This is a genomic window from Rathayibacter sp. AY1C1 (genome assembly GCF_002932105.1).
In the GTDB taxonomy this organism is placed as follows: Bacteria; Actinomycetota; Actinomycetes; order Actinomycetales; family Microbacteriaceae; genus Rathayibacter.
The window spans coordinates 1-24,843 of sequence record NZ_PSWH01000008.1 but is presented as its reverse complement, the minus strand read 5'-3'; the positions used below and the strand labels follow the sequence as shown (position 1 = coordinate 24,843).

The following is a 24,843-nucleotide window of genomic DNA, read 5'->3' as shown; positions in this document are numbered from 1 at the left end:
CCTGAGGGACGTCCCGACGGCCGATCAGTCGCTGCGGGCGTCGTCCCGGGCCTCGACCTCGTCCGGGAGCGGACGGGCGACCGGGATCTTGCTGCCCAGCACCTGCGCGACGACGTCGCGAGCGATGTGCTGGGGAGTGAGTCCGACGTCCTCGAGGATCTCCTCGCGCTTGGCGTGGTCGAGGAACTGGTCGGGCAGCCCGAGCTCGGTCACCGCGGTGTCCACGCCGGCCTCGCGCAGGTCCTGGCGGATGCGTGTGCCGATCCCACCGACGCGCACCCCGTCCTCGATCGAGACGACGATGCGGTGCTCGCGGGCGAGCTCGATGATGCTGGTGGGCACGGGCACGACCCAGCGGGGGTCCACGACGGTGGCTCCGATGCCCTGGGCCGCGAGCCGCTCAGCGACCTCGAGACCCATCGCGGCCATCGGCCCGACCGTGACCAGCAGCACGTCCTTGCGCTCGGCGCGGGCGAGCACGTCTACCCCGTCGCCGAGACGCTCGACGGCGTCGATCTCGTCACCGACGCTCCCCTTCGAGAAGCGCACCACGGTCGGCGCGTCGGTGACGCCCACGGCCTCGCGCAGCTCCTCGCGCAGACGCACGGAGTCTCGCGGAGCGGCGAGGCGGATGTTCGGGACGACCTGCAGGATCGCCAGATCCCACATGCCGTGGTGGCTCGGACCGTCGGGCCCGGTGACTCCGGCGCGGTCCAGTACGAAGGTGACGCCCGCGCGGTGCAGTGCGACGTCCATCAGCACCTGGTCGAAGGCGCGGTTCACGAAGGTGGCGTACAGCGCGACGACCGGATGCAGCCCGCCGAAGGCGAGACCGGCGGCCGAGGTCACGGCGTGCTGCTCCGCGATGCCGACGTCGAAGACGCGCTCCGGGTACTTCTCCGCGAGGCGGTCGAGACCGACGGGCCGGAGCATGGCGGCCGTGATGCCGACGATCGTCGGGTCCTCGTCGGCCAGGGTGACGATCTCCTCGGCGAACACCGAGGTCCACGAGCGGGCCCCGGCCGCGCTCAGCGGCTCGCCCGTCTCGGGGTCGATCTGCCCGACGGCGTGGAACTGGTCGGCGAGGTCGTGCACGGCCGGACCGAAGCCCTTGCCCTTCTGGGTGATCGCGTGGACGATGACCGGCTGGCCGTAGTCCTTCGCCTGCTGGAGGGCCTCCTCCATCGCCGTCAGGTCGTGTCCGTCGATCGGCCCCAGGTACTTGATGTCGAGGTTGGAGTAGAGCGCCTCGTTGTTGATGAAGCGGCTGAGGAAGCCGTGGAGCCCGCCGCGCATGCCGCGGTAGACGGCGGCGGCGGGGCCGCCCAGCCGCTCCGAGACGGCCCGGGAGCCGCGGTGCATCGTGCGGTAGGTCGGCCGCGTGCGGACGCCGTTGAGGAAGCGGGCCATGCCGCCGATGGTCGGGGCGTAGGAGCGCCCGTTGTCGTTGACCACGATGACGAGCCCGCGGGAGTTGTCGTCGCTGATGTTGTTCAGCGCCTCCCAGGTCATGCCGCCGGTGAGGGCGCCGTCGCCCACGACCGCGACGACGTGGCGGTCGGTCTGACCGGTCATCGTGAAGGCGCGGGAGATGCCGTCCGCCCAGGACAGCGAGCTGGAGGCGTGCGAGCTCTCGACGATGTCGTGCGGCGACTCCCTCCGCTGCGGGTAGCCGGCGAGGCCGCCGCGCTGCCGGAGCTTCGAGAAGTCCTGGCGACCGGTGAGCAGCTTGTGGACGTAGGACTGGTGGCCGGTGTCGAACACGATCGCGTCGTGCGGCGAGTCGAAGACCCGGTGGATCGCGATGGTCGTCTCGACGACGCCGAGATTCGGCCCCAGGTGGCCGCCGGTCTTCGAGACCTCGCGCACGAGGAAGTCGCGGATCTCCTGCGCCAGCGTCTCGAGCTCGGCCGCGGTCAGGCGATCGAGATCGCGAGGACCGCCGATGGTCTCGAGAACAGCCATGCGCGCCGCCTTCCGGGGTCGTGAGCGAGGTGGGGACGTCTCCCGAGTCTACGCACGGGGCCCCCGGGAACGCGTGTGCGCCTCCCCCGCAGGGAAGGCGCACACGCTCTGCGGCTGATCTAGACGAGCGAGCGCAGCACGTACTGCAGGATGCCGCCGTTGCGGTAGTAGTCCGCCTCACCGGGGGTGTCGATGCGGACGACCGCGTCGAACTCGACGGTCTGCTTGCCCTCGGCCGAGTGCTCGGTCGGCTCGGCGACGACGTGGACCGTCTTGGGGGTGACGCCCTCGTTCAGCTCCTCGATGCCCGAGATGCTGATCGACTCGGTGCCGTCGAGGCCCAGCGACTCCCAGCTCTCGCCCGCGGGGAACTGCAGCGGGACGACGCCCATGCCGATGAGGTTCGAGCGGTGGATCCGCTCGAAGCTCTCGACGATGACCGCCTTGACGCCCAGCAGGCTCGTGCCCTTGGCCGCCCAGTCGCGCGACGAGCCGGAGCCGTACTCCTTGCCGCCCAGGATGACGAGCGGGGTTCCCTCGGCCTGGTAGTTCTGCGACGCGTCGTAGATGAACGACTGCGGGGCGTCCGGCTGAGTGAAGTCGCGGGTGTAGCCGCCCTCCACGCCGTCGAGCAGCTGGTTGCGCAGGCGGATGTTCGCGAACGTGCCGCGGATCATCACCTCGTGGTTGCCGCGGCGCGAGCCGTAGGAGTTGTAGTCCTTGCGGTCGATGCCGTGCTCGTCGAGGTAGCGGCCGGCGGGGCTGTCGGCCTTGATCGAGCCGGCGGGGCTGATGTGGTCGGTCGTGACGGAGTCGCCGAGCTTGGCGAGCACGCGGGCACCGGCGATGTCGGTGACCGGGGTCGTCTCCATCGTCATGCCGTCGAAGTACGGGGGCTTCCGCACGTAGGTCGACGACTCGTCCCACTCGAAGATCGAGCCCTCGGGGGTCTGCAGCGCGCGCCAGCGCTCGTCGCCGTCGAACACGCCCGCGTACTGCGTGTCGAACATCGACTTGTCGATCGACGAGTCGATCGTCGCCTGCACCTCGGCCGCGTCGGGCCAGATGTCCTTGAGGAACACGTCGTTGCCGTCGGAGTCGGTGCCGAGCGCGTCGACCTCGAAGTCGAAGTTCATCGAGCCGGCGAGCGCGTAGGCGATGACGAGCGGGGGGCTCGCCAGGTAGTTCATCTTCACGTCCGGGTTGATGCGGCCCTCGAAGTTGCGGTTGCCCGAGAGCACGGCGGTCACGGCGAGGTCGTTGTCCTGCACCGCGGCCGAGATCTCCTCGAGCAGCGGGCCGGAGTTGCCGATGCAGGTCGTGCAGCCGTAGCCGACCGTGTAGAAGCCGAGAGCCTCGAGCGACTCGGTCAGGCCGGCCTTCTCGTAGTAGTCGGTGACGACCTTCGATCCGGGCGCCAGCGTGGTCTTGACCCACGGCTTGGCCTTCAGGCCCTTCTGCGCCGCGTTGCGGGCCAGCAGGCCGGCCGCGAGCATGACGGACGGGTTCGACGTGTTCGTGCACGAGGTGATCGCCGCGATCGCGACGGCGCCGTGATCGATCGTGAAGGTCCCGCCCTCGCCGAGCTCGACCGTGGTCGGCTTGGAGGCGGTCGCCGGCGCGTGCGAGCGGTGGGTGTGCTCGTGGCTGCTGTGCTCGTCCTGCGGCTGCAGCTCTCCGGGGTCGGAGGCGGGGAACGACTCCGCGATGGTCAGGTCGACGATGTCGTGCGAGACGTCCGCGTAGTTGGTGAGGTCCGACTCGAACTGCGTCTTGGCGGACGAGAGCTCGATCCGGTCCTGCGGGCGCTTCGGGCCGGCGATCGAGGGGACGACGGTGCCGAGGTCGAGCTCGAGGTACTCGCTGAAGACCGGCTCGACCGCGGGGTCGTGCCAGAGCTTCTGCAGCTTGGAGTACTGCTCGACGAGGGCGATCTGCTCGTCGCTGCGGCCGGTGAGGCGCAGGTAGTCGAGGGTCACGTCGTCGATGGGGAACATCGCGGCGGTGGAGCCGAACTCGGGGCTCATGTTGCCGATGGTGGCGCGGTTCGCGAGCGGCACCGCGGCGACGCCGGCCCCGTAGAACTCGACGAACTTGCCGACCACGCCGTGCTTGCGCAGCATCTGCGTGATGGTGAGCACGACGTCCGTCGCGGTCACGCCGGTCGGGATCGAGCCGGTGAGCTTGAAGCCGACGACCTTCGGGATGAGCATCGAGACGGGCTGGCCGAGCATCGCGGCCTCGGCCTCGATGCCGCCGACGCCCCAGCCGAGCACGCCGAGGCCGTTGACCATCGTCGTGTGCGAGTCGGTGCCGACGCAGGTGTCGGGGTAGGCGCGCAGCGCACCGCCCACCTCGCGGGTCATGGTGACGCGGGCCAGGTACTCGATGTTGACCTGGTGCACGATGCCGGTTCCGGGCGGGACGACCTTGAAGTCGTCGAATGCGGTCTGGCCCCAGCGGAGGAACTGGTACCGCTCGCCGTTGCGCTCGTACTCGAGCTCGACGTTGCGCTCGAGCGCGTCCTCGGTGCCGAAGAGGTCGGCGATGACGGAGTGGTCGATCACCATCTCGGCGGGCGCGAGCGGGTTGATCCGGTTCGCGTCGCCGCCCAGGGCAGCGACGGCCTCGCGCATCGTGGCGAGGTCGACGATGCAGGGCACGCCGGTGAAGTCCTGCATGACCACGCGGGCCGGCGTGAACTGGATCTCGGTGTCGGGCTCCGACTCCGGGACCCACTCGCCGAGGGCGCGGATGTGGTCGGCGGTGATGTTCGCGCCGTCCTCCGTGCGGAGGAGGTTCTCGAGCAGCACCTTGAGGCTGAACGGGAGCTTCTCGTGACCGGGGACCCGGTCGATGCGGAACACCTCGTAGTCGGTCGAGCCGACCTTCAGGGTGTCTTTCGATCCAAAGCTGTCTACCGCGGACACGTCGCCCTCTCCTTCGCTGACTGCAGCGTCCGCCGACGGGCGGCGCCGCTCTCCGTCCTCATCTTGACGACCGCGCACAGCGGCCTGCCACCAAGGAGGACCTAACTCCTCGACGCCGAGGCGCCCGGTCGACCTCGCCGCGACGGTGCGGGGAGGCGAGCGCTATTTATCTCGACGTCGAGACAATTCTACGCACGATCCGGAGCATCGCCCGCATCGGCGCGCTCGCCGGCTCCGCGGTACTCGGCCCGGACGGCGAGCACGGTGAGCACCAGCAGCGGCGCGTACAGGGGCAGGCCCAGCGCCAGCTTCCAGATGCCCAGCGCCGTGGTGTCCTCGGCGAGGAACAGCGGGTACTGCACGGCCAGGCGCAGGAGGAAGAGCCCCGCCCACGCGAGGGTCAGGGCGCCGAAGAGGCGGCGCTTGCGCCGATCGGATCGCCAGGCGGTGCCGTCCCCCATCAGGAAGCCGGCGGCGACGCCGATCAGGGGCCAGCGCACGAGGACGGAGAGGAGGAAGACGAGCCCGTAGACGAGGTTGGTGAGCAGCCCCAGGGCGAAGTTGTCGACGCCCCGCCCGGTGAACAGCGCCAGTGCGGCCGAGACCACCACGGCGAGCAGTCCGCCGACGGCCTGGATCACCGGCGTCCGGCCGAGCACCCGCGCCACCGTGAACGCCACGGCGAGCCCGACGGATGCGACCAGCGAGAGCACGAGCTCCGAGGTGACCGTGTAGAGCAGGACGAAGGCTATACCGGGCACGACGGCCTCGAGGATCCCCCGGACGCCGCCCATGGTGCGCAGCAGCGCCTTCCCGTCGAACGGCTCGCCGTCGGCGACCGCGCCGAGTCCCGAGCGGCGGGCGGCCTGCGCGATCGCGTCGCCCACCTCGGGCCGGACCGGCTCCTCCGATCGGGCCGGGTCCTCGGGCCGCACCGGCTCCATGCCGGTCAGCTCGCGCTCTGCTGGGTCTGGCTGCCGGTCGGCACCTTCAGCGGGATCAGGTCGCGCGGAGGCATCGGGCCGCTGCCGCGGACCACGACGATGCTGCGGAAGAGCTCCTCGACCGAGGCGGCCGCCTGCTCGTCGACGGCTCCGGCTCCGGCGATCACGCCGCGGAGGAACCAGCGCGGACCGTCGACGCCGACGAACCGGGCGACGCGGGTCTGGCCGCCGGCGATCGGGAGCTCGGCGACGAGCTCCGGACCGAAGACGCCGTCGCGCTCCGTCGTCGATCCGCCCTGACGGCCGATCTGCTCGGCGATCTGGCCGCGGATCTCGTGCCAGAGGCCCGAGGAGCGCGGCGCGGAGAAGGGCTGCACCTGCAGCGTCGACCCGGCGTAGTCGAGGCCGACGGCGATGACGCGCTTGGTCCCCTCCTCGACCTCGAGGCGGATGTGCATGCCCTCGCGGGGAAGCACCTTCACCCCGCCGAGGTCGATGTAGGGGCGGACCGGGTTGGCCTCGCGCTCGTCCAGGGGCCCGGCCTCCGCGCGGTCCTCCGGCGCCGACTTCTCGAAGTCCTGCTGGACGGGCTCGGCGGCCTCGCCGGCCGTGGGCTGGATGTCGCTCATGCGCTCTCCTCGTGGATTCTGGTCTCCTGGGCGCCGGCGGCGTACCCGGTGGATCCGAAGCCGCCCGTGCCGCGGACCGACTCGGGAAGCTCGTCGACGGCCGTGAACCTCGCCTGGACGACGGGGACGATCACGAGCTGCGCGATCCGGTCCCCCGCCGAGACGCGGTACGTCTCGCGGCCGTCGGTGTTCAGCAGCGCCACCCGGATCTCGCCGCGGTAGCCCGCGTCGATCGTTCCGGGGGCGTTGACGACGGTGATGCCGTGCCTGAAGGCCAGCCCGCTGCGGGGGACGACGAAGCCGGCGTGGCCCTCCGGGAGGGCGACGGCCACCCCGGTGCCGACGGAGGCGCGCTCACCGGGGGCGAGCACCACGTCCTCCGTCGAGTGGAGATCGGCTCCCGCGTCGCCCGGACGGGCGTAGGAGGGGAGCCGGTCCGCGGTGATCGGGACGTCGACGGTTGCAGGCACGTGACGAGGGTAGACCAAACGTCTGATCCAATAGGGTCATGCCGTCCTACCGAGAGAGGCTGTGGCCAGCGCCCTGGCTCTTCGTCGCCACCGCCCTCGTGATCCCCGCCAGCATCCTGGTGTTCGCGCCCATCGACCTCGCGGTGGGGGTGATCGTCGCGGTCGTTCTGTACGCGGGCTGCGTGCTGTCGCTGCTGGCCCTCTCCCCCGTGATCGAGGTGGCGGAGGGGGAGCTGCGCGCCGGCCGCGCGCACATCCCGCTGGACCTCGTGGGCGAGCCGTCCTCCTACTCGGGGGACCAGGCGTTCGCCGAGCGCGGGACGCGCCTGGACGCGCGGGCGTACCTGGTCATCCGCGGCTGGGTGAAGGAGGTGGTGCGGGTCCCGATCGAGGATCCGGCCGACCCGACGCCGTACTGGCTGGTCTCCACCCGCCGCCCGGACGACATCGTCGCCGCGATCCGGGGATCACGGCGACGGAGCGGTCCTCCTTCGGAGCCGGGAGGCGCTTAAGCGGCGCACTCCAGGCAGATCGGTCCGAGCTTCTCCTCGTGGTCGATCTGCGAGCGGTGCTTCACGAGGAAGCAGCTCACGCACGTGAACTCGTCCGCCTGGGGCGGAAGGACCACGACGTCCAGATCGAGGTCGGACAGATCGGCACCGGGCAGTTCGAATCCGCCCGGGTTGTCGGCGTCATCGACGTCGACGACTCCGGACATCTTGTCGGGGACTCGCTCCTTCAGGGCCTCGATCGACTCGGAGTCGTCATCGGTCTTGCGGGGGGCGTCGTAGTCCGTAGCCATTCCCATCCACTTCTTATTTCTGCTGTTCAACAAATCGGCGGGGTCAGTGTGCATCACGACGCATCGATTCGCAAACCACCTCGAACGGCTCTTGACACCCGCTCGCCCCGCCTCCTTCCGCACCAACTTTCGACCCGCCCGGGGTATTCCCGGCCGATCGCCCGGGCGCGTGGCATCCTTGCCCGGTCCGCGTCCAGAAGGAGGGTCCCCACGATGATGGAACTGAAGGTGATCGGCGTCGAGGGCGGATCGCTCGTCCTCGTGTCCGAGGGCGGCGAGCGCTTCTCGGTCCGCATCGACGAGACGCTGCAGAGCCAGCTGCGGCCGCGGGTCCACACCCTCCCGCCGCGCGAGAAGCGCGTCTCCCCCCGCGAGATCCAGGCCCACATCCGCTCCGGGCTCTCCGCCGAGGAGGTCGCCGAGCTCACGGGCGCCGACCTGGGCTACGTCCAGCGCTTCGAGGGACCCGTCACGGCCGAGCGCGAGCACATCGTCGCGTCCGCCCTCGCCGTGCGCGTCTACACGACCACCGACCCCGATCCCCTCGAGGAGGGCACGCCCTTCGGCGACGTCATCCGCGACCGCCTCGCGTCGCTCGGCGCCGAGGGCGAGCAGTGGTCGAGCTGGAAGGAGGAGGAGGGCTGGGTCGTCAAGCTCCTCTTCCGCTCGGACGAGATCGACCACGACGCCCGCTGGCGCTTCGACCCGCGGAAGGCGCTGCTGTCGCCGCTGACCTCCGAGGCGATCACGCTCTCGCAGCAGGGCGAGATCCGGCCGACCCTCATCCCGCGCCTGCGCGCCGTCATCCCCGCCGCCGTCGACGAGCTCGCCACGCGCTTCGACCCGGAGTCCGCGGAGGCGCCGAGCCGCTCCGCCTGGGCCGACCACCCCACCGCCGGCCGCCCCGCCGCGATGCCGCACGCCCGACCGGCCGCCGTCCGCCCCTCCGACACGGAGCCGCAGCCGGCCCTCTCCGAGACCCCGCGCCCGATCTCGACGCTCCCCCGCCCCATCACGAGCACGACGGAGCAGCGCGAGCGCAACCTCAACGACACCGCCGACCTGCTCGACGCCCTGCGGCGCCGCCGGGGCGAGCGCGATCACGCCTCGAGCCTCCGCGTCCGCGAGGAGCCGGAGCCCGAGGCCGAGGCCGCTCCTCCGGTCGAGAAGGCACCGGAGCCGCCGCGCACCGCTCCCCCGGTCCCCGAGCAGCCGTCGGGCGTGCGCGGGAGCCTCCGCCGGGGGCGGGCGTCGATGCCGAGCTGGGACGAGATCGTCTTCGGAGCGCGCAGCGACGACTGAACCTCCGCCGGCGCGGCTCCGCCGGGGTGGACGGTGCCCCCGTGCACTCGGCCCGGCTCAGGCCAGCGCGCCGAAGCGGAGGAGCGGCACCTGCGTCTCCTCCGGGGTGAGCGACCCGTGCTGCCCGATCATGGAGCGGCCGGAGGAGTCGTCCGCCGCGTAGTAGGCGATGGTCCTCCGCGCCGCGACGAACACGTCGCCCATCCGCTCGGCCGCCGCCGGAGAGACCTCGCCGAACCAGCCGCTCGCGGCGACCTCGTCGCGCGTCGCGATCCAGGCGCGTGCGCCCTCCGCCTCGGTCCAGCGCCGCGCCACCTCGTCGGGGTCCACACCCGGCTCGAGGTGCAGCTGCAGGCAGCGGGGCTCTCCGCCGAGGTGCCGGACGCCCTCGAGCAGCGGTCCCCGCTCGACGAGCACGTGCGAGGACGCCGGAACGTCCACGATGCCGTGGTCGGCGGTGACCAGCACGCTCTCCCGGGCGGAGAGCCCGCGGACCGCTCCGCCGACCTCCCCGTCCAGGAGCTCGAGCGCTGCCGTCCACTCCGGCGACTCCCAGCCGCGCGCATGCGCCGCCTGGTCGAGCTCGGGGACGTAGAGGTACACGAGCTGCCGGCCGCCCTCGTCGAGCAGGGCGCGCGCCGCCGTGAAGCGCTCGGCGACGCCGCCGGCGGAGTGGTACTCGGCGCCGCGCAGGATCGCCCGCGTGAGACCGGAGCGGGCGTACCGCGCGGGGCCGATCACTCCGGCCCGGACACCGGCGGCCGAGGCCTGCTCGAAGACCGTGGGGTGGGGCTGCCACGTCTCGGGCACCATGCGCTCGTCCCAGCCGGAGAGCTGGTTGACCAGGCGGTCGGAGGCGCGGTCGAGCACGCGGTAGCCGACCATCCCGTGCCCGCCCGGGCGCAGGCCCGTCGTCAGGCTCGCCAGGGCCGCCGCGGTTGTCGTCGGGAAGCCCGAGACGAGCGTGGTGCCGCGGTTGAGGGCCGGAGCGAGCGTGCGCGAGTGGCCCCCGCGCTGGCGGAGGTTCGCGGCACCCAGGCCGTCGACGAGGACGACCACGATCCGCTCGACGCGGGGCGAGCCGAAGAGGCCGGGGCGGCCCAGGAGCGCGTCGAGGGCGCCCGGCAGGACGTCGGCGAGGCTCCGCCGCCCGTCGGGGGCTGGCGGTAGCATGTGGGTCATCGCGCCCAGTTTCGCACAGCGCCGCCGTCCCCGCCGGGCCGGTGCGGCGGAGCGTCCGCGTGAACGGGAGGGCCGGTCCCGTCCGCGAGGCGCCGTCTCCGCTCCGCCCGTCCCGTCGAGCGCCGCAGGGCGGTGCAGTCCCCCGCCGCCGCCCCGCGCCCGCCACCGAATCGAGTCATGAACGCTGCAGCCCCCTCCTCCGGATCCTCGCTCACCGAGCGCATCGAGGACGTCGACGTCTCGGCCGAGATGGAGGGGTCCTTCCTCGAGTACGCGTACTCGGTCATCTACTCGCGGGCCCTGCCCGACGCCCGCGACGGCCTCAAGCCGGTGCAGCGCCGGATCCTCTACATGATGAGCGAGATGGGGCTGCGGCCCGATCACGGCCACGTGAAGTCGGCCCGCGTGGTCGGCGAGGTGATGGGCAAGCTGCACCCGCACGGCGACGCCTCGATCTACGACTCGCTCGTCCGCCTCGCCCAGCCGTTCACGATGAGGGTCGCCCTCGTCGACGGGCACGGCAACTTCGGCTCCCTCGACGACGGCCCGGCCGCGGCCCGCTACACCGAGGCCCGCCTCGCCCCGGCCGCCACGGCCATGACCGAGCACCTCGGCGAGGACGTCGTCGACTTCGTCCCGAACTACGACAACTCGCACGACCAGCCCGAGGTCCTCCCCTCCGCGTTCCCGAACCTGCTGGTCAACGGGGCCAGCGGCATCGCCGTCGGCATGGCGACGAACATGGCGCCCCACAACCTCGTGGAGGTGATCGGGGCGGCCCGGCACCTGATCGCCCATCCCGACGCGTCCCTGGACGACCTGATGTCGTTCGTCCCGGGACCGGACTTCCCGAGCGGTGGCACGATCGTCGGCCTCGCCGGCGTGCGCGACGCCTACGCGACCGGCCGGGGCGGCTTCAAGACCCGCGCGCGCGTCTCGGTCGAGAGCATCACCGCGCGCAAGTCCGGCCTGGTCGTCACCGAGCTGCCCTACCTCGTCGGCGCCGAGAAGGTCATCGACAAGATCAAGGACGGCGTCCAGAACAAGAAGCTCAGCGGCATCTCGGACGTCACCGACCTGACGGACCGGGACAACGGCCTCCGGCTCGTCATCGGGATCAAGACCGGCTTCAGCCCGGAGGCCGTCCTCGAGCAGCTCTACCGCTACACGCCCCTCGAGGACGCGTTCTCGATCAACAACGTCGCGCTGGTCGACGGCGGCCCGCGCACCCTCGGCCTGAAGGAGCTGCTGCAGGTCTACATCGGCCACCGGGTGCAGGTCGTCACCCGGCGGACCCGCTACCGACTGCGCAAGCGCCAGGAGCGGCTGCACCTGGTCGAGGGCCTGCTCATCGCGATCCTCGACATCGACGAGGTCATCCAGCTGATCCGCGGGAGCGACGACACCGCGGCGGCGCGGGCCCGGCTGATCGAGGTCTTCGACCTCAGCACCCTGCAGGCCGACTACATCCTCGAGCTCCAGCTCCGCCGCCTCACGAAGTTCTCGCGCATCGAGCTCGAGACCGAGCGCGACACCCTCCTCGCCGAGATCGCCGCGCTCGAGGCCCTCCTCGCCAGCCGATCACGGATCGACGAGCTGGTCTCGGACGAGCTCGACGAGGTCGCCCAGCGCCTCGGGACCCCGCGGCGCACCCTGCTCACCGAGGCGCGCCCCTCCGTCGCCACCACCGGGCGGAAGGCCGCCGCGGTGCTCGAGATCGCGGACGTGCCCTGCCGGGTGCTGCTGAGCACCACCGGCCGCATGGTGCGGGTCGACCGCGACCCCGAGGCCGCTCCCCACCCCGAGCGCGCCACGCGCCGCTCGAAGCACGACGCCGTCCTCAGCGTGCTCGACACGACCAGCCGGACGGAGATCGGCGCGGTCACCAGCGCCGGTCGGCTCCTCCGCTTCTCGCCGGTCGACGTGCCCGCCGTCCCCTCCTCCTCGGTGCAGCTGGGCGCGGGCGTGCGCATGAGCGACTACCTCCCGCACCTGGCGAAGGACGAGCGGGTGCTCGCGCTCGTCGCCCTCGACGACGAGCGGCCGATCGCGCTCGGCACCCAGCAGGGCGTCGTCAAGCGCGTCGCGCCGGGCGAGCTGCCCAACCGCCCGGACATCGAGCTCATCGCCCTGAAGCCGAAGGACGCCGTCGTGGGCGCGGCCGCGTCGGCGGAGGAGGACGAGCTGGTCTTCGTCACCGGCGAGGCCCAGCTGCTGCGCTTCCCCGCGTCCGCCGTCCGCCCTCAGGGCCGGACCGCCGCGGGGATGGCCGGGGTCAAGCTGGCCGAGACCGACGACGTCGTGCACTTCGCCGTCGTCGCCGCCGAGGACCGGGACGAGGCCGTCGTCGCGACGGTCGCCGTCGACAGCTGGGCCCTCTCGGGGACCGACACCGGCAGTGCGAAGGTCTCGCCGTTCTCGGAGTTCCCCGCCAAGGGCAGGGCCACCGGCGGAGTCCGCGCGCAGCGCTTCCTCAAGGGAGAGACCGCCCTCGGAGTGGCGTGGGTCGGCCCCGGTCCCGCGCACGCCCTCGAGGCCGACGGCTCGGTGGCCGCGCTGCCCGACTCCGGGATGAAGCGCGACGGCTCCGGCGTGGCGCTCGCGGCGCCGATCGCGACGATCGGAGCGGCGCCCGAGGTGTTCTGAGCCCCGCGGCTCAGACGTCGATGCGGTCCCGCGACAGCGACTCGGACCCGCGGACGATGAACTCCTTGCGGGGCGCCACGTCGTTGCCCATCAGCAGCTCGAACACCCGGCCGGCGTTCTCGGCGTCGGCGACCCGCACCCGGCGGAGGGTGCGGCGGGAGCGGTCCATGGTCGTCGTGGCCAGCTGGTCCGCGTCCATCTCGCCGAGCCCCTTGTAGCGCTGGATCGGGTCCTGGTAGCGGCGGCCCGCCTTGCCGAGGGCCGCGAGGACGCTCTGCAGCTCCTTCTCCGAGTAGGTGTAGATCGTCTCGTTCGGCTTCTTCCCCGCGTTCATCACCACGAGCCGGTGCAGCGGAGGCACGGCGGCGAAGACGCGCCCCGCCTCGACGAGCGGCCGCATGTAGCGGAAGAAGAGCGTGAGCAGCAGGGTGCGGATGTGGGCGCCGTCGACGTCGGCGTCGCTCATCAGGATGATCTTCCCGTAGCGGGCGGCCGAGAGGTCGAAGGAGCGGCCGGAGCCGGCTCCGATCACCTGGATCATCGAGGCGCACTCGGCGTTCGAGAGCATGTCGGCGATGCTCGCCTTCTGCGTGTTGAGGATCTTCCCCCGGATCGGCAGCAGGGCCTGGTACTCGCTGTTGCGGGCGAGCTTGGCGGTGCCGAGGGCGGAGTCACCCTCGACGATGAAGAGCTCGCTGTTCTCGACGTCGCTGCTGCGGCAGTCGACCAGCTTCGCCGGAAGGGAGGAGGACTCCAGCGCGTTCTTGCGGCGCTGGGTCTCCTTGTGCGCGCGGGCCGAGATCCGCGACTTCATCTCGGCGACGACCTTCTCGAGGAGCTGGGAGGTCTGCGCCTTGTCCTCGCGGCGCGTCGAGGAGAACACCGCGCCCAGCGTCGAGGCGATGGTGGAGGCGACGATCGCGCGGACGGCGGGCGTGCCCAGCACCTCCTTCGTCTGGCCTTCGAACTGCGGCTCCGGGAGCCGCACGGTCAGCACGGCGCTGAGCCCGGCGAGGACGTCGTCCTTCTCGAGCTTGTCCGAGCCGACCTTGAGGCGGCGGGCGTTCGCCTCCACCTGGGAGCGGAGCAGCTTCAGCAGGCCCTGCTCGAAGCCGGTCTGGTGCGTCCCGCCCTTGGGCGTCGAGATGATGTTCACGAAGCTGCGCATCACCGTCTCGTAGCCGGTGCCCCAGCGCAGGGCGATGTCGACCTCGCAGGTGCGCTCCACCTCGGTGGGCACCATGGCGCCGCCGGGGGTCAGCACCGGCACGGTCTCGGTGAAGGTGCCGGAGCCGGTGAGGCGCAGCACCTCGGTCACGGGTGCGTCGGGGGCGAGGAACTCGACGAACTCCGAGATGCCGCCGTCGTAGCGGAACATCTCGGCGCGGCGCTCGTCCGCCCGGTCGTCGACGATGTCGATCGTCAGGCCGGGGACGAGGAACGCGGTCTGCCGGGCGCGCGTCACCAGGTCGTCCGTCTGGAACGAGGCGCCCTTCGTGAAGATCTGGCGGTCGGCCCAGTAGCGCACGCGCGTTCCGGTGACGCCCTTGGCGACCTTCCCGACGACCGTCAGCTCCGACCCGTTCTCGAACGGCGTGAACGGAGCGTCGGGGGTGGGCTCGCCCGCGTCGGCGAAGCGCCCGGGCTCCCCCCGGTGGAACGACATCCGGTAGGTGCGGCCGTTGCGGTCGACCTCGACGTCCAGGCGCTCCGAGAGCGCGTTGACCACGGAGGCGCCGACGCCGTGCAGACCGCCGGACGCCGCGTAGGATCCCGAGCCGAACTTGCCGCCCGCGTGCAGCTTCGTGAACACGACCTCGACTCCGGAGAGCCCCGTCTTCGGCTCGATGTCGACCGGGATCCCGCGCGCGCGGTCGCGCACCTCGACGCTGCCGTCGGCGTGCAGGAGCACGCTGATCTCGGTCCCGTGCCCGGCCAGCGCCTCGTCGACGGAGTTGTCGATGACCTCCCAGAGGCAGTGCATGAGGCCGCGCGAGTCGGTCGATCCGATGTACATGCCGGGCCGCTTCCGGACCGCCTCGAGACCCTCGAGGACGGAGAGGTGGCGGGCGTTGTAGTCGGTGGAGGCCATCCGCCCAGTCTACTTTCGAGAACCGCTCCGGCCCCGGTGGCGCGGCACCCGACGACAGCACGATGGCCGCTCGGCGCGGGGCCCCTACGCGCAGAGCGAAATGCCGATCGATCGACGCCGTGCGGAAACAATCGCGTGCTTGGATGGGTTCCACTAAGCAGAGATCGAAGACCGAGTGCAGGAGGCCAAGTCATGTCGACCACAGCAACCCAGAACGGCGTGGACGAGCTCGCCGGTGCCCACCAGCTCTCCGCCGCCGACCGCTGCGACAGCTGCGGTGCGCAGGCGTACATCCGAGTGGTCGTGAACAACGGAGAACTGCTGTTCTGCGCGCACCACGGGAAGAAGTACCAGGAGAAGCTCTCCAGCATCGCGCAGAGCTGGCACGACGAGTCCGCCCGACTCTTCGAGGAGCAGCGCCCCTAGCGTGTCCCCGATCAGCCCGGACGGCGCGTCAGCGCCCTACCGACCGACACCGAGCCGCTTCGCGATCACTTCGCGAGCGGCTCGTGCCGTTTCATCGACCAGGCGGAGACGCTCGTCCGACGGGGAGTAGGCGTCGCCGAGGGCGCGCCGCAGGATCGCGTCCGCGAGCGAGGGGTTCTTCGCGAGGACGGGGCCGTGAAGGTGCGTGCCCAGAAGGCCTCCCACCGCGTAGCCCTCGTGGCCGGCGCCGTCGCCGGTGCCGTGCAGCACTCGGCCGAGCGCGTGCTCGAGCGGGATCCCGGTCATCCGGCGCTCGTGGTTCTCGAAGCCGACGAGGACACCGCTCGGCGTCTCGACGAGGAGGTCGTCGGTCGCGCGCTCGCCCGTGACCGAGTCTCCGGGGAACAGTCCGATCCCCCGGGCGCCGCCATCGGCCGTGCTGATCGAACCGGCCAGCATCTCCCAGCCGGCCCCGACCGCGACCACCTGGGTGCCCTGGTCGACCCAGGCCCGCAGCGTCGGCGCGATCTCGTGGAGTAGGGCCAGGACGCCCGGGAGGTCCTCGTCCGCTCCCGTCCCGGCGACCAGGACGTCCGGACGGACCTCGGCGTCGGAGGCGGTCGCCAGCGGCACCACCTCCGCCTCGACGCCCGACCAGCGCGCCCGAGCCGCGAGGACCCGGGCGTTCGCCGCGTCGCCGTTGCTGTCCAGGACGTCGGGAGCGAGCACGGCGATGCGGAGGGTGGTCACGCGGTCTCCTCGCGGTTGGTGACGAGCTGCAGGTGCGCACGGGTGCGGCGCATCGAATCGGCCGAGAAGACGATGGTCTTCCGGCCGGAGGCGGGGGTCGGCAGAGCGAGGAACGCGTCGAGCGCGCGGCCCAGGTCCTCGTCGACGGAGTCGACGCGGACACCGTCGTAGCGCAGGTGCAGCGCCGCCTCGTGCGCCTTCGACCCCGAGACGACTCTGACGTGCCCGAGCACGGAGGTGTCCACGGGCCAGAAGTAGGAGGGGTCTCGGACGTCGGAGCCGATCGCGAGCATGATCTGCTCGGTCCCCTCGGGGATCTCCGCGATGTTCAGGCGGTAGCTCGCCGGGTTCTGAACCAGGACGAACTCGACCTCGTGGCCGCGCACGGTGACGATCTCGCCCCGCCCGAAGACGGGGTCGATGCTCGAGAGCGCGGAGGCGGCGAGGGCCGGGTCGAAGCGCTCGGCGAGCACGGCGCGGGCCGTGGAGACGGCCGCCGCGGCGTCGACCGCGTAGTGGACGCCCCGCGCGGGGAGCCGGACCTCGAGCGGGTCGCCGTCGCTGACGATGCGCGCGGCCGCTCCCGTCGTGCTCTCGACGACGGTGGTGGCACGGTCGGTCCCGGCCTCCGCCTCCGCGGCGTAGCCGAGACCGCCGGACGCGGAGTCGCGGACGGAGGAGGAGACGCCGTACCAGCGGATCCGCTCGTCGGGGAGGGAGGTCGCGACATCGGCGACGTGGCGGTCGTCGGCGTTCAGCACGACGGGACCGGTCGCGCGGGAGGCGATGGTGCCGAGCATCCGGGCGACCATGGCCGGATCGAAGAAGCGGTCGATCTGGTCGACCACCACGTTCGTCAGCAGGACGACGCGGGGGCGCATCCGGGGTGCGAGGCGCGCGCCGTGACCCTCGTCCATCTCGAGGACGGCGATGTCCGCGTCGATCCGCCCGCGGAGGTCCGCCCTCTCCAGGAGCGCGGAGGTCAGCCCCTGGGCGATGTTGGCCGTCGACGGGTTGGTGAAGACCCGGAGCCCGTGCGCGCGGAGCACCGCGACCAGCATCTTGGTCGTGGTCGACTTGCCCGCCGATCCCGTGACGACCACGAGGCCGTCCCGGAATCCGTCGAGCACCGCGGGCAGGAATCCGGGCGCGACACGGTTCACCACGAGTCCGGGCACGGCGGATCCCCCGCCGGGCTTCCGGACCCGCGCGGCGAACCGGGCGGCCCTCCCGAGGAGGACCGCCGGCGCGTAGCGGATCACCGGCCTACTCGAGGTAGTCGCGGAGCGACTGCGAGCGGGACGGGTGGCGGAGCTTGGCCATCGTCTTGGACTCGATCTGACGGATGCGCTCGCGCGTCACGCCGAAGGTGTCGCCGATCTGGTCGAGCGTCTTCGGCATGCCGTCGCCGAGGCCGAAGCGCATGCGGATCACGCCGGCCTCGCGCTCCGAGAGCGAGTCGAGCAGCGACTCCAGCTGCTTCTGCAGCATGGTGAAGCCCACGGCGTCGGCCGGGACGACCGCCTCGGTGTCCTCGATGAGGTCGCCGAACTCGCTGTCGCCGTCCTCGCCCAGGGGCGTGTGCAGCGAGATCGGCTCGCGCCCGTACTTCTGCACCTCGATGACCTTCTCGGGGGTCATGTCGAGCTCGCGCGAGAGCTCCTCGGGCGTGGGCTCGCGGCCCAGGTCCTGGAGCATCTGGCGCTGCACGCGGGCCAGCTTGTTGATGACCTCGACCATGTGCACCGGGATGCGGATGGTGCGGGCCTGGTCGGCCATCGCGCGGGTGATCGCCTGGCGGATCCACCACGTGGCGTAGGTCGAGAACTTGAAGCCCTTGGTGTAGTCGAACTTCTCGACCGCACGGATGAGGCCCAGGTTGCCCTCCTGGATGAGGTCGAGGAACTGCATCCCGCGACCGGTGTAGCGCTTCGCGAGGCTGACGACGAGCCGGAGGTTCGCTCCGAGCAGGTGGCTCTTCGCGCGCTGGCCGTCCTTCGCGACCCAGCGCAGCTCGCGGACGAGCTCCGGGCTGAGGTCGGTCGAGTTGGCGAGCTTGTCCTCGGCGAACAGGCCGGCCTCGATGCGCATCGCGAGCTCGACCTCCTCGGCCGCGTTCAGGAGCGCGACCTTGCCGATCTGCTTCAGGTAGTCCTTGACCGGGTCGGCGGTGGCACCGGTGATCGCGGTCGAGTAGACCGGGACCTCGTCGTCCTCTCCGCCGAACGACAGGACGAGCGCACCACTCGGGAGCGGCTCGGCCGGAGCGGCGACGGCAGCGGCGGCCGGGGCCTCCGGCGTCTCCGCGTCGTCCTTCGCGTCGGTCTCGGTGTCCTCGGCGACGACCTCGGTCTCCTCCTCCTCCGCCGCCTCGTCGGGCTCGACGGCGTCGGTCGGCTCCTCCTCGGTGTCCGCGGGTGCGGCGGCCTTGGTCGTGGCGCGCGAGCGGGTCGTCTTGGCCGCGGTGGTCTTGGCCGCCGTGGTCTTCGCCGCAGGCTTGCGCGCCGCGGGCTTCTTGGTGGTCGTCGTCACGTCGTCGTCGACGGCGTCGAGCGTTGCGGTCTTGGTAGCTCTGGTGGCCATGGCGGCACCTCTCCATCCGTTGCGTCCCGGGGGCGGGCGGCGCGGGAAGGCGTCGTCCGTCGGTGGGCATTACGAGGACCCATGTCAAGTCGAGGACGTCGCACGCCCGACGTGGGCCTGGTGCTCCTCGACCCGAACGGGTCCTATTGACAATTATTGCACGTCTGAGTAGTGCAGCCGTGCGGTGCGGTGCGAGTGGGGCTCGATCCGGCGGGATCCGGGCCGTTCCGCTGGGACATCGCGTCTGCAGAAGGGCGGATCGACGGACGACCGTCAGCGCCCCGCGCGGCCGCGGCGCATCCGGTCACTCAGTGCAACCCAGAGAGGGGCCACGGTTATTCCCTCGTCCTCGGCCAGGCGGCGGCGGGTCCGGCGGCGCGCGACGACGAGTCCGACGACTCCGGCGCCGACCACCACGTACTGCACGCACCACGCCAGGCGGAAGTGCTCGAGCGAGTAGGTCTGCTCGGAGGAGGCACCGGGACCGGCCAGTGCGTCGAGGATCAGGCCGATCGCGAACATCATCGTGAAGCTGGCCAGGAACCCGCCCACGTTGACGACTCCGTTCGCCGCGCCGAGGCTCCGCGAGGGGTTGAACGTGCGGGCGAAGTCGAACCCGATCATGGAGCCGGGGCCGCCCGCTCCGACGACGATCAGGAGCAGCACCACGAGCCAGTACGGCGGGACGCCGGGCCAGAGCAGCACGACGGTCCAGGCGACCGCCATCGCCGAGACGATCCCGAGCACGAGGTTGCTGCGGCGCATGGGGTGGCGAGCGGTCAGGACGCCGAGCACCGGCCCGACGACGATCCCCGCGATCACGACGATCGTGAGGGTCGGCGCGGCGACGGTCGGCGGCAGGCCGATCGCGTGGACGAGGAAGGGGTAGCCCCAGAGCAGCGTGAACACCGTGCCGGAGGACTGCGTGACGAAGTGCGACCAGAAGCCGAGCTGCGTCCCCGGCCGGCGCAGGCTCACTCCGAGCTGCGCGATCGTCGCCCGGAGCGTCGGAGGCACCACCGTGATCGGCTCGGTGCGCGGCGGGACGTCGGCGACCAGGAGGAGCACGCCGAGGAAGGACACGGCCCCGAGGCCGGCGGCGCTGAGGAACGCGGGCTCCCAGCCGAACGTGTGGAGGATCGCCGCGAACGGGAGTGCGGAGAGGATCTGGCCCACCTGGCCGATGTTGCCGATCCACTGCGAGAGCTGCGGCACGATCGGTCCGCTGAACCAGGTCACCGTGAGGCGGATCACGGAGGTGAAGATCGCGGCGTCCCCGGCTCCCAGCAGGATCCGCCCGACGATCGCGACGCCGATGCCCGGCGCGATCGCGACTACGACCTGGCCCGCCATCATCAGGGCCGTGCCCGAGAGGATCAGGGTCCGCGGGCCGAACCGGTCGATGAGGATCCCGACCGGGATCTGCATCCCGGCGTAGACGATCAGCTGGACGACGGCGAGCGACGAGAGGACGGCGGCGGCCACCCCGAACCGCTCCGCGGCGTCCACTCCTGCGACGCCCAGCGTCGTGCGGTCCAGGACCGCGACGAGGTAGGCGAACGCTCCGGCACCGAAGACGAACCAGGCTCGAAGATCACGCACTCGTCCGATCCTACGGCCGCTCAGGAGGCGGTGGGCTCCTCGCCCGGGCGGCGGATCGCGAGGAACTTCTCGAGCTCGGCGGCGATCGCGTCGGCGCTGGGCACGAAGCCGTCCTCGTCGGTGAGCGGCGAGCGGAGGCTCGTCCCCTCCATGTAGGTGTCGTGCCGCGCCTCGAGGGCCGAGACCAGCTTCTGCAGCTCGTCGTTGCCGCCGACCTGCTCGTCGACCTTGCCGAGGAACTCCCGCCCGCTCTCGCGCAGGCGGTCCGTCGGGAAGATGAGGCCGGTCGACGCCGAGATGCTCTCGAGCGCCGCGACCGCCGCCTGCGGGTACTCGGTGTCCGACAGGTAGTGGGGGATGAGCAGCGCGAAGCCGACCACGGTCAGACCGCGCTCGTAGAGACGCAGCTCGAGCAGGTGGAGGACGTTCGAGGGCACCTGCGTGTGCGGCTTCCAGACCGACATCGCCTCGATCAGGTCCTCGCGGTTGCCGCTCACGGTGACGCCGACGGGCCGGGTGTGCGGCACGGGCATCGGGATCGCCTGGACCCACGTGGTCGAGGCGACGTCGAGCCGCTCGAGGAGGGAGACCACCGCGCGGGTGAACCGCTCCCACTGGAAGTCGGGCTCGAAGCCGGTGAGCAGGAGGAACGGCTGGTGCAGCTCGTCGTGCGCGAGCGAGAGCCGGAGCATCGCAGGACGGTAGTCCGTCAGGTGGTCCTGGTCGAAGGTGATGATGGGGCGGCGGGCCCGGTAGTCGAGCAGCTGATCCTGGTCGAAGACCGCGACCCCGCGGTGCTCGAGGGTCTCGAAGAGGTACTCCCCCAGCTGCCCCACCGCTCCCCCGGCGTCGGCCGAGCCGGTCAGGCCCGCGACGAGGTGCAGCCCGCGCGGGATCTCGGAGAGGTCGCCCTCGATCTCGAACAGGTCTTCCGGATCCAGCATGCGTCCAGTCTAAACGGGGCTCCCGGCGCCCCGGCCGGGTCCGCTGAGCCCTCAGCGAACAGCGCCTAGCATTGCCGCCATGCCCCTCTCCTCTCTCGAGTACTCGACCGTTCCCGCCTCCGACATCGACACCGACGCCCTCGTCCTCGGCGTCGCCCCGGGACCCGACGGTCCCCGGCTCGTCGGCGCGGAGGGCTTCGAGGAGCTGGCCCCCGCGCTGAGCGCGCTCGGCGCGACCGGCGCGGCCGAGACGCTCGTGCGCGTGCCGTCCTCGGTCCGTGCCGGAGTGATCGTGCTCGTCGGACTCGGCTCGGCGGAGCCCGACGACACCGCGCTGCGGAACGCCGCGGGCGCCGCCGTCCGCCTGCTCGCGGGGTCCGCCTCCGTGGCACTCTCCTTCCCCGCCGGCTCCGACGGCACGCTCGCCGCGGTCGCCGAGGGCGCCGCGCTCGGCTCCTACTCCTTCACCGCCTTCCGCGGCAGCACCGCCGCCGCGGCGAAGGCGCCCGTCGAGCACGTCGTCCTGCTGGGCGGCGGCGAGTCGGCCGACCCCGCCGTCCTGGACCGGGCGCTCGTGCTCGGCCGCGCGGTCGGCACGGTGAAGGACCTCGTCAACACTCCCCCGTCGCACCTCTACCCGCAGACGCTGGCCGAGGCCGTGCAGACCGGCGCAGAGGGACTGCCCCTCGAGGTCACCGTCTGGGACGAGGAGGCCCTCGCGGAGGAGGGGTTCGGCGGCATCCTCGGAGTCGGCAGCGGCTCCTCCCGCCCGCCCCGCCTCGTGAAGGTCGCCTACGCGCCCGAGGGCGCGAGCACCCACCTCGCCCTGGTCGGCAAGGGCATCACCTTCGACAGCGGCGGACTCTCGCTCAAGCCGCCGGCCTCGATGATCGGGATGAAGACCGACATGGCGGGCGCGGCGACCGTGTACGCCGTCGTGCGCGCCATCGCGGAGCTCGGCCTCCCGCTCCGCGCGACCGCCTGGCTCTGCATCGCCGAGAACCTCCCCTCCGGGACCGCGATCCGCCCGGACGACGTGCTCACCGTGCGCGGCGGGACCACGGTGGAGGTGCTGAACACCGACGCCGAGGGCCGACTGGTGCTCGCCGACGGCCTCGTCGCCGCCAGCGAGGAGCAGCCCGATGCGATCATCGACGTCGCGACGCTGACCGGCGCCTCCGTGGTCGCCCTCGGCAACCGGACCGTCGGCGCTCTGGGCGACGACGAGCTGGTCTCCCGCGTCCTCGACGCCGCCCGCGCGGCGGGAGAGCCCTTCTGGCAGATGCCCCTCCCCGCGGAGCTGCGACCGCTGCTGAACTCGGACATCGCCGACATCGCGAACGTCAAGCCGGGCAACACCGCCGGCGGCATGCTCCTCGCCGGCCACTTCCTCCGCGAGTTCGTCGGGAAGCGCGGCGAGGGCGAGGACGCGACCACGATCCCGTGGGCGCACCTCGACATCGCCGGCCCCTCGAGCAACGGAGGCGGCGGCTACGGCTTCACCGGAGCCGGCGCCACGGGGGTCTCGGTGCGCGCGCTGATCGCCCTGGCCGAGGGCTTCGCGAGCGCGTAGTAGGGTCGACGGGGCGGGAGATCCCGCCTAGTCCCCCCTCCCGATCCGCTCGGCGCTCAGCGCCGGAGCCGGTCGGCCGGGAAGCGGGACCGCACGTCGCGAGGGAGTCACTGGGTGTCGGAAGAGCGCTACGACCTGGTCGTGCTCGGAGGTGGCAGCGGCGGGTACGCGGCGGCCCTCCGGGCGACGCAGCTCGGGATGAGCGTCGCGCTCGTGGAGCGCGACAAGCTCGGCGGCACCTGCCTGCACCGGGGATGCGTGCCCACCAAGGCCCTGCTGCACGCCGCCGAGCTGGCGGACGGCGCCCGCGAGGGAGAGAAGTACGGCGTGCTCTCGAGCTTCACCGGGATCGACATGGCGGGCGTCACGCGCTACCGCGAGGGCGTCGTCGCCGGCAAGTACAAGGGGCTCCAGAGCCTCGTGTCCTCGCGCGGCATCACGGTCGTCACGGGCGAGGGCCGTCTCACCGCGCCCGGCACGGTGACCGTCGGCGAGCACGTGCTCCACGGCGCGTCGGTCGTCGTCGCCACCGGGTCCGCCTCCCGCACCCTCCCCGGCATTGAGATCGGCGGCCGGATCCTGACGAGCGACCAGGCTCTCGAGCTCGACCACGTGCCCGCGAGCGTCGTCGTCCTGGGCGGCGGAGTGATCGGCGTCGAGTTCGCGAGCGTCTGGCGCTCGTTCGGCGCCGAGGTCACGATCGTCGAGGCCCTCCCCCACCTCGTTCCCAACGAGGACGAGAGCGTCAGCAAGCAGCTGGAGCGCGCCTTCCGCAAGCGGGGCATCGCCTTCCAGCTGGGATCCCGCGTCGCGTCGGTCTCGCAGAGCGAGGGCGGCGTCTCCGTGTCGCTCGAGAGCGGCGCCACGGTGGAGGGCGAGATCCTGCTGGTCGCCGTCGGCCGCGGCCCGGTGACCGCGGGCATCGGCCTCGAGGAGGCCGGGGTCCGCCTCGACCGCGGCTACGTGCTGACCGACGAGCGCCTGCAGACCTCCGTCCCCGGCGTGTACGCCGTGGGCGACATCGTGCCGGGGCTCCAGCTCGCGCACCGGAGCTTCCAGCAGGGGATCTTCGTCGCGGAGGAGATCGCCGGTCTGGGCCCGCAGGTCGTCTCGGACGTCAACGTCCCGAAGGTGACCTACAGCGACCCCGAAGTGGCCTCCGTCGGCCTCGGCGAGGCCCGCGCGATCGCCGAGTACGGCGCCGAGCGCGTCGCCGTGTACGACTACGGCCTCGGCGGCAACGCCCGGAGCACGATCATCGGGACCACCGGCTCCGTGAAGGTCGTGCGCCTGGTCGACGGCCCCGTCGTCGGCGTGCACATGGTCGGAGCCCGCGTCGGCGAGCTGATCGGCGAGGCTCAGCTCATCGTGAACTGGGAGGCGCACCCCGAGGACGTCGCGCCCCTCGTGCACGCGCACCCCACCCAGAACGAGGCGCTCGGCGAGGCGCACCTCGCTCTGGCGGGGAAGCCGTTGCACGCCCTGTAGAACCACTGCGGTGCGGCGATCCGCCGCTTCCGCATCAGTAAGCTGGACATCGAAACACAAGCGTCTTAAGGAGACAGGCTCATGAGCGAATCCGTCAGCCTCCCGGCACTCGGAGAGAGTGTCACGGAAGGAACGGTCACCCGCTGGCTGAAGAACGTCGGGGACCGCGTCGAGGTGGACGAGCCCCTGCTCGAGGTCTCGACCGACAAGGTCGACACCGAGATCCCGTCGCCCGTCGCGGGAGTGATCGAGGAGATCCTCGTCCAGGAGGACGAGACCGTCGAGGTCGGCGCCGAGCTGGTGCGCATCGGAGACGGCTCCGGAGCCGCGTCGGCGTCCGAGCCCGAGGCTCCCGCCGAGGAGGCCCCCGAGGTCCAGGCCGCCGAGACCGAGGCCACTGACGAGGCGACCCCGTCGGTGGACGCCGAGAGCGACGCCGAGGCTCCCGCCCCGGCCGAGCCCGAGCCCGCCCCGGCCGCCGAGAAGCCCGCCGCCCCCGAGGCCGCGGCTCCCGC

General features: G+C 71.9%; 20 protein-coding genes. 7 read left to right on the top strand and 13 right to left on the bottom strand.

Translation table 11 applies throughout. From position 1 onward, the window contains the following. Positions 1 to 24: 24 nt before the first annotated feature. The 5 genes from dxs to dut form a co-directional block, all read right to left on the bottom strand. Complete coding sequence (gene dxs, locus C5C71_RS05630) at positions 25 to 1,965, bottom strand: 1-deoxy-D-xylulose-5-phosphate synthase (protein WP_104267881.1); 1,941 nt, start codon at positions 1,963 to 1,965, stop codon at positions 25 to 27. Between the two features lie 119 nt (positions 1,966 to 2,084). After that, positions 2,085 to 4,895, bottom strand: a complete 2,811-nt coding sequence (gene acnA / locus C5C71_RS05625; protein ID WP_104267882.1) for an aconitate hydratase AcnA — start codon at positions 4,893 to 4,895, stop codon at positions 2,085 to 2,087. A gap of 188 nt (positions 4,896 to 5,083) precedes the next feature. Then, positions 5,084 to 5,839 (bottom strand): DUF3159 domain-containing protein, encoded by a 756-nt coding sequence (locus C5C71_RS05620; protein WP_104222101.1) that lies wholly within the window; start codon positions 5,837 to 5,839, stop codon positions 5,084 to 5,086. A gap of 5 nt (positions 5,840 to 5,844) precedes the next feature. Next, positions 5,845 to 6,468: a DUF3710 domain-containing protein gene (locus C5C71_RS05615; RefSeq protein ID WP_104248032.1), complete on the bottom strand. Its 624-nt coding sequence runs from the start codon at positions 6,466 to 6,468 to the stop codon at positions 5,845 to 5,847. Continuing rightward, positions 6,465 to 6,938, bottom strand: coding sequence for a dUTP diphosphatase (dut, locus tag C5C71_RS05610; protein WP_104267884.1), 474 nt, complete (start codon positions 6,936 to 6,938; stop codon positions 6,465 to 6,467). Before dut ends, C5C71_RS05615 begins: the two co-directional genes overlap by 4 nt. Before the next feature lie 38 nt (positions 6,939 to 6,976). On the opposite strand from dut, the gene C5C71_RS05605 reads away from it, so the two are divergent. After that, a complete protein-coding gene (locus C5C71_RS05605) occupies positions 6,977 to 7,450 on the top strand; it encodes a DUF3093 domain-containing protein (RefSeq protein WP_104267885.1) in 474 nt (157 codons plus the stop codon). Here the strand turns inward: C5C71_RS05605 and C5C71_RS05600 are convergent. Then, positions 7,447 to 7,740, bottom strand: a complete 294-nt coding sequence (locus C5C71_RS05600; RefSeq protein ID WP_055792269.1) for a DUF4193 domain-containing protein — start codon at positions 7,738 to 7,740, stop codon at positions 7,447 to 7,449. The two genes, C5C71_RS05605 and C5C71_RS05600, sit on opposite strands and share 4 nt — an antisense overlap. Positions 7,741 to 7,953: 213 nt before the next feature. Here C5C71_RS05600 and sepH point away from each other — a divergent pair, with 213 nt between their 5' ends. Next, positions 7,954 to 9,042, top strand: coding sequence for a septation protein SepH (gene sepH / locus C5C71_RS05595; RefSeq protein ID WP_104337291.1), 1,089 nt, complete (start codon positions 7,954 to 7,956; stop codon positions 9,040 to 9,042). Between the two features lie 57 nt (positions 9,043 to 9,099). Here the strand turns inward: sepH and C5C71_RS05590 are convergent, their stop codons facing one another. Then, positions 9,100 to 10,224 carry an alkaline phosphatase family protein gene (locus C5C71_RS05590; protein WP_258068164.1) on the bottom strand — a complete coding sequence of 375 codons (1,125 nt, stop codon included), beginning with the start codon at positions 10,222 to 10,224 and terminating at the stop codon, positions 9,100 to 9,102. A 177-nt stretch (positions 10,225 to 10,401) separates the two neighbouring features. On the opposite strand from C5C71_RS05590, the gene C5C71_RS05585 reads away from it, so the two are divergent. Continuing rightward, the gene (locus tag C5C71_RS05585) at positions 10,402 to 12,870 is read left to right on the top strand and encodes a DNA topoisomerase (ATP-hydrolyzing) subunit A (protein ID WP_104267887.1); all 2,469 of its coding nucleotides are present in this window, start codon (positions 10,402 to 10,404) and stop codon (positions 12,868 to 12,870) included. Between the two features lie 10 nt (positions 12,871 to 12,880). On the opposite strand, the gene C5C71_RS05580 is transcribed toward C5C71_RS05585, so the two are convergent. Next, positions 12,881 to 14,962: a type IIA DNA topoisomerase subunit B gene (locus tag C5C71_RS05580; RefSeq protein WP_104225230.1), complete on the bottom strand. Its 2,082-nt coding sequence runs from the start codon at positions 14,960 to 14,962 to the stop codon at positions 12,881 to 12,883. Positions 14,963 to 15,154: 192 nt separating this feature from the next. Here C5C71_RS05580 and C5C71_RS05575 point away from each other — a divergent pair, with 192 nt between their 5' ends. Then, a complete protein-coding gene (locus tag C5C71_RS05575) occupies positions 15,155 to 15,388 on the top strand; it encodes a hypothetical protein (protein ID WP_068212876.1) in 234 nt (77 codons plus the stop codon). Positions 15,389 to 15,424: 36 nt separating this feature from the next. On the opposite strand, the gene C5C71_RS05570 is transcribed toward C5C71_RS05575, so the two are convergent. From C5C71_RS05570 to C5C71_RS05550, 5 genes are all read right to left on the bottom strand, one after another. Further along, positions 15,425 to 16,138: a type 1 glutamine amidotransferase gene (locus tag C5C71_RS05570; protein ID WP_146084429.1), complete on the bottom strand. Its 714-nt coding sequence runs from the start codon at positions 16,136 to 16,138 to the stop codon at positions 15,425 to 15,427. Then, positions 16,135 to 17,400, bottom strand: coding sequence for a Mur ligase family protein (locus tag C5C71_RS05565; RefSeq protein WP_104273654.1), 1,266 nt, complete (start codon positions 17,398 to 17,400; stop codon positions 16,135 to 16,137). Before C5C71_RS05565 ends, C5C71_RS05570 begins: the two co-directional genes overlap by 4 nt. 4 nt (positions 17,401 to 17,404) lie before the next feature. Continuing rightward, complete coding sequence (locus tag C5C71_RS05560; protein WP_104261523.1) at positions 17,405 to 18,721, bottom strand: RNA polymerase sigma factor; 1,317 nt, start codon at positions 18,719 to 18,721, stop codon at positions 17,405 to 17,407. Between the two features lie 273 nt (positions 18,722 to 18,994). Then, the gene (locus tag C5C71_RS05555; RefSeq protein WP_104337289.1) at positions 18,995 to 20,323 is read right to left on the bottom strand and encodes a nitrate/nitrite transporter; all 1,329 of its coding nucleotides are present in this window, start codon (positions 20,321 to 20,323) and stop codon (positions 18,995 to 18,997) included. Positions 20,324 to 20,343: 20 nt separating this feature from the next. Next, positions 20,344 to 21,267 carry a proteasome assembly chaperone family protein gene (locus C5C71_RS05550; protein ID WP_104225227.1) on the bottom strand — a complete coding sequence of 308 codons (924 nt, stop codon included), beginning with the start codon at positions 21,265 to 21,267 and terminating at the stop codon, positions 20,344 to 20,346. A 79-nt stretch (positions 21,268 to 21,346) separates the two neighbouring features. On the opposite strand from C5C71_RS05550, the gene C5C71_RS05545 reads away from it, so the two are divergent. From C5C71_RS05545 to C5C71_RS05535, 3 genes are all read left to right on the top strand, one after another. After that, on the top strand, positions 21,347 to 22,840 hold the full coding sequence (locus tag C5C71_RS05545; RefSeq protein WP_104337288.1) for a leucyl aminopeptidase: 1,494 nt from the start codon (positions 21,347 to 21,349) through the stop codon (positions 22,838 to 22,840). A 114-nt stretch (positions 22,841 to 22,954) separates the two neighbouring features. Next, complete coding sequence (gene lpdA, locus C5C71_RS05540) at positions 22,955 to 24,328, top strand: dihydrolipoyl dehydrogenase (RefSeq protein WP_104232557.1); 1,374 nt, start codon at positions 22,955 to 22,957, stop codon at positions 24,326 to 24,328. Between the two features lie 81 nt (positions 24,329 to 24,409). Continuing rightward, positions 24,410 to 24,843 (top strand): biotin/lipoyl-containing protein (locus C5C71_RS05535; RefSeq protein ID WP_308471739.1); only part of this gene is annotated, 434 nt, incomplete at its 3' end.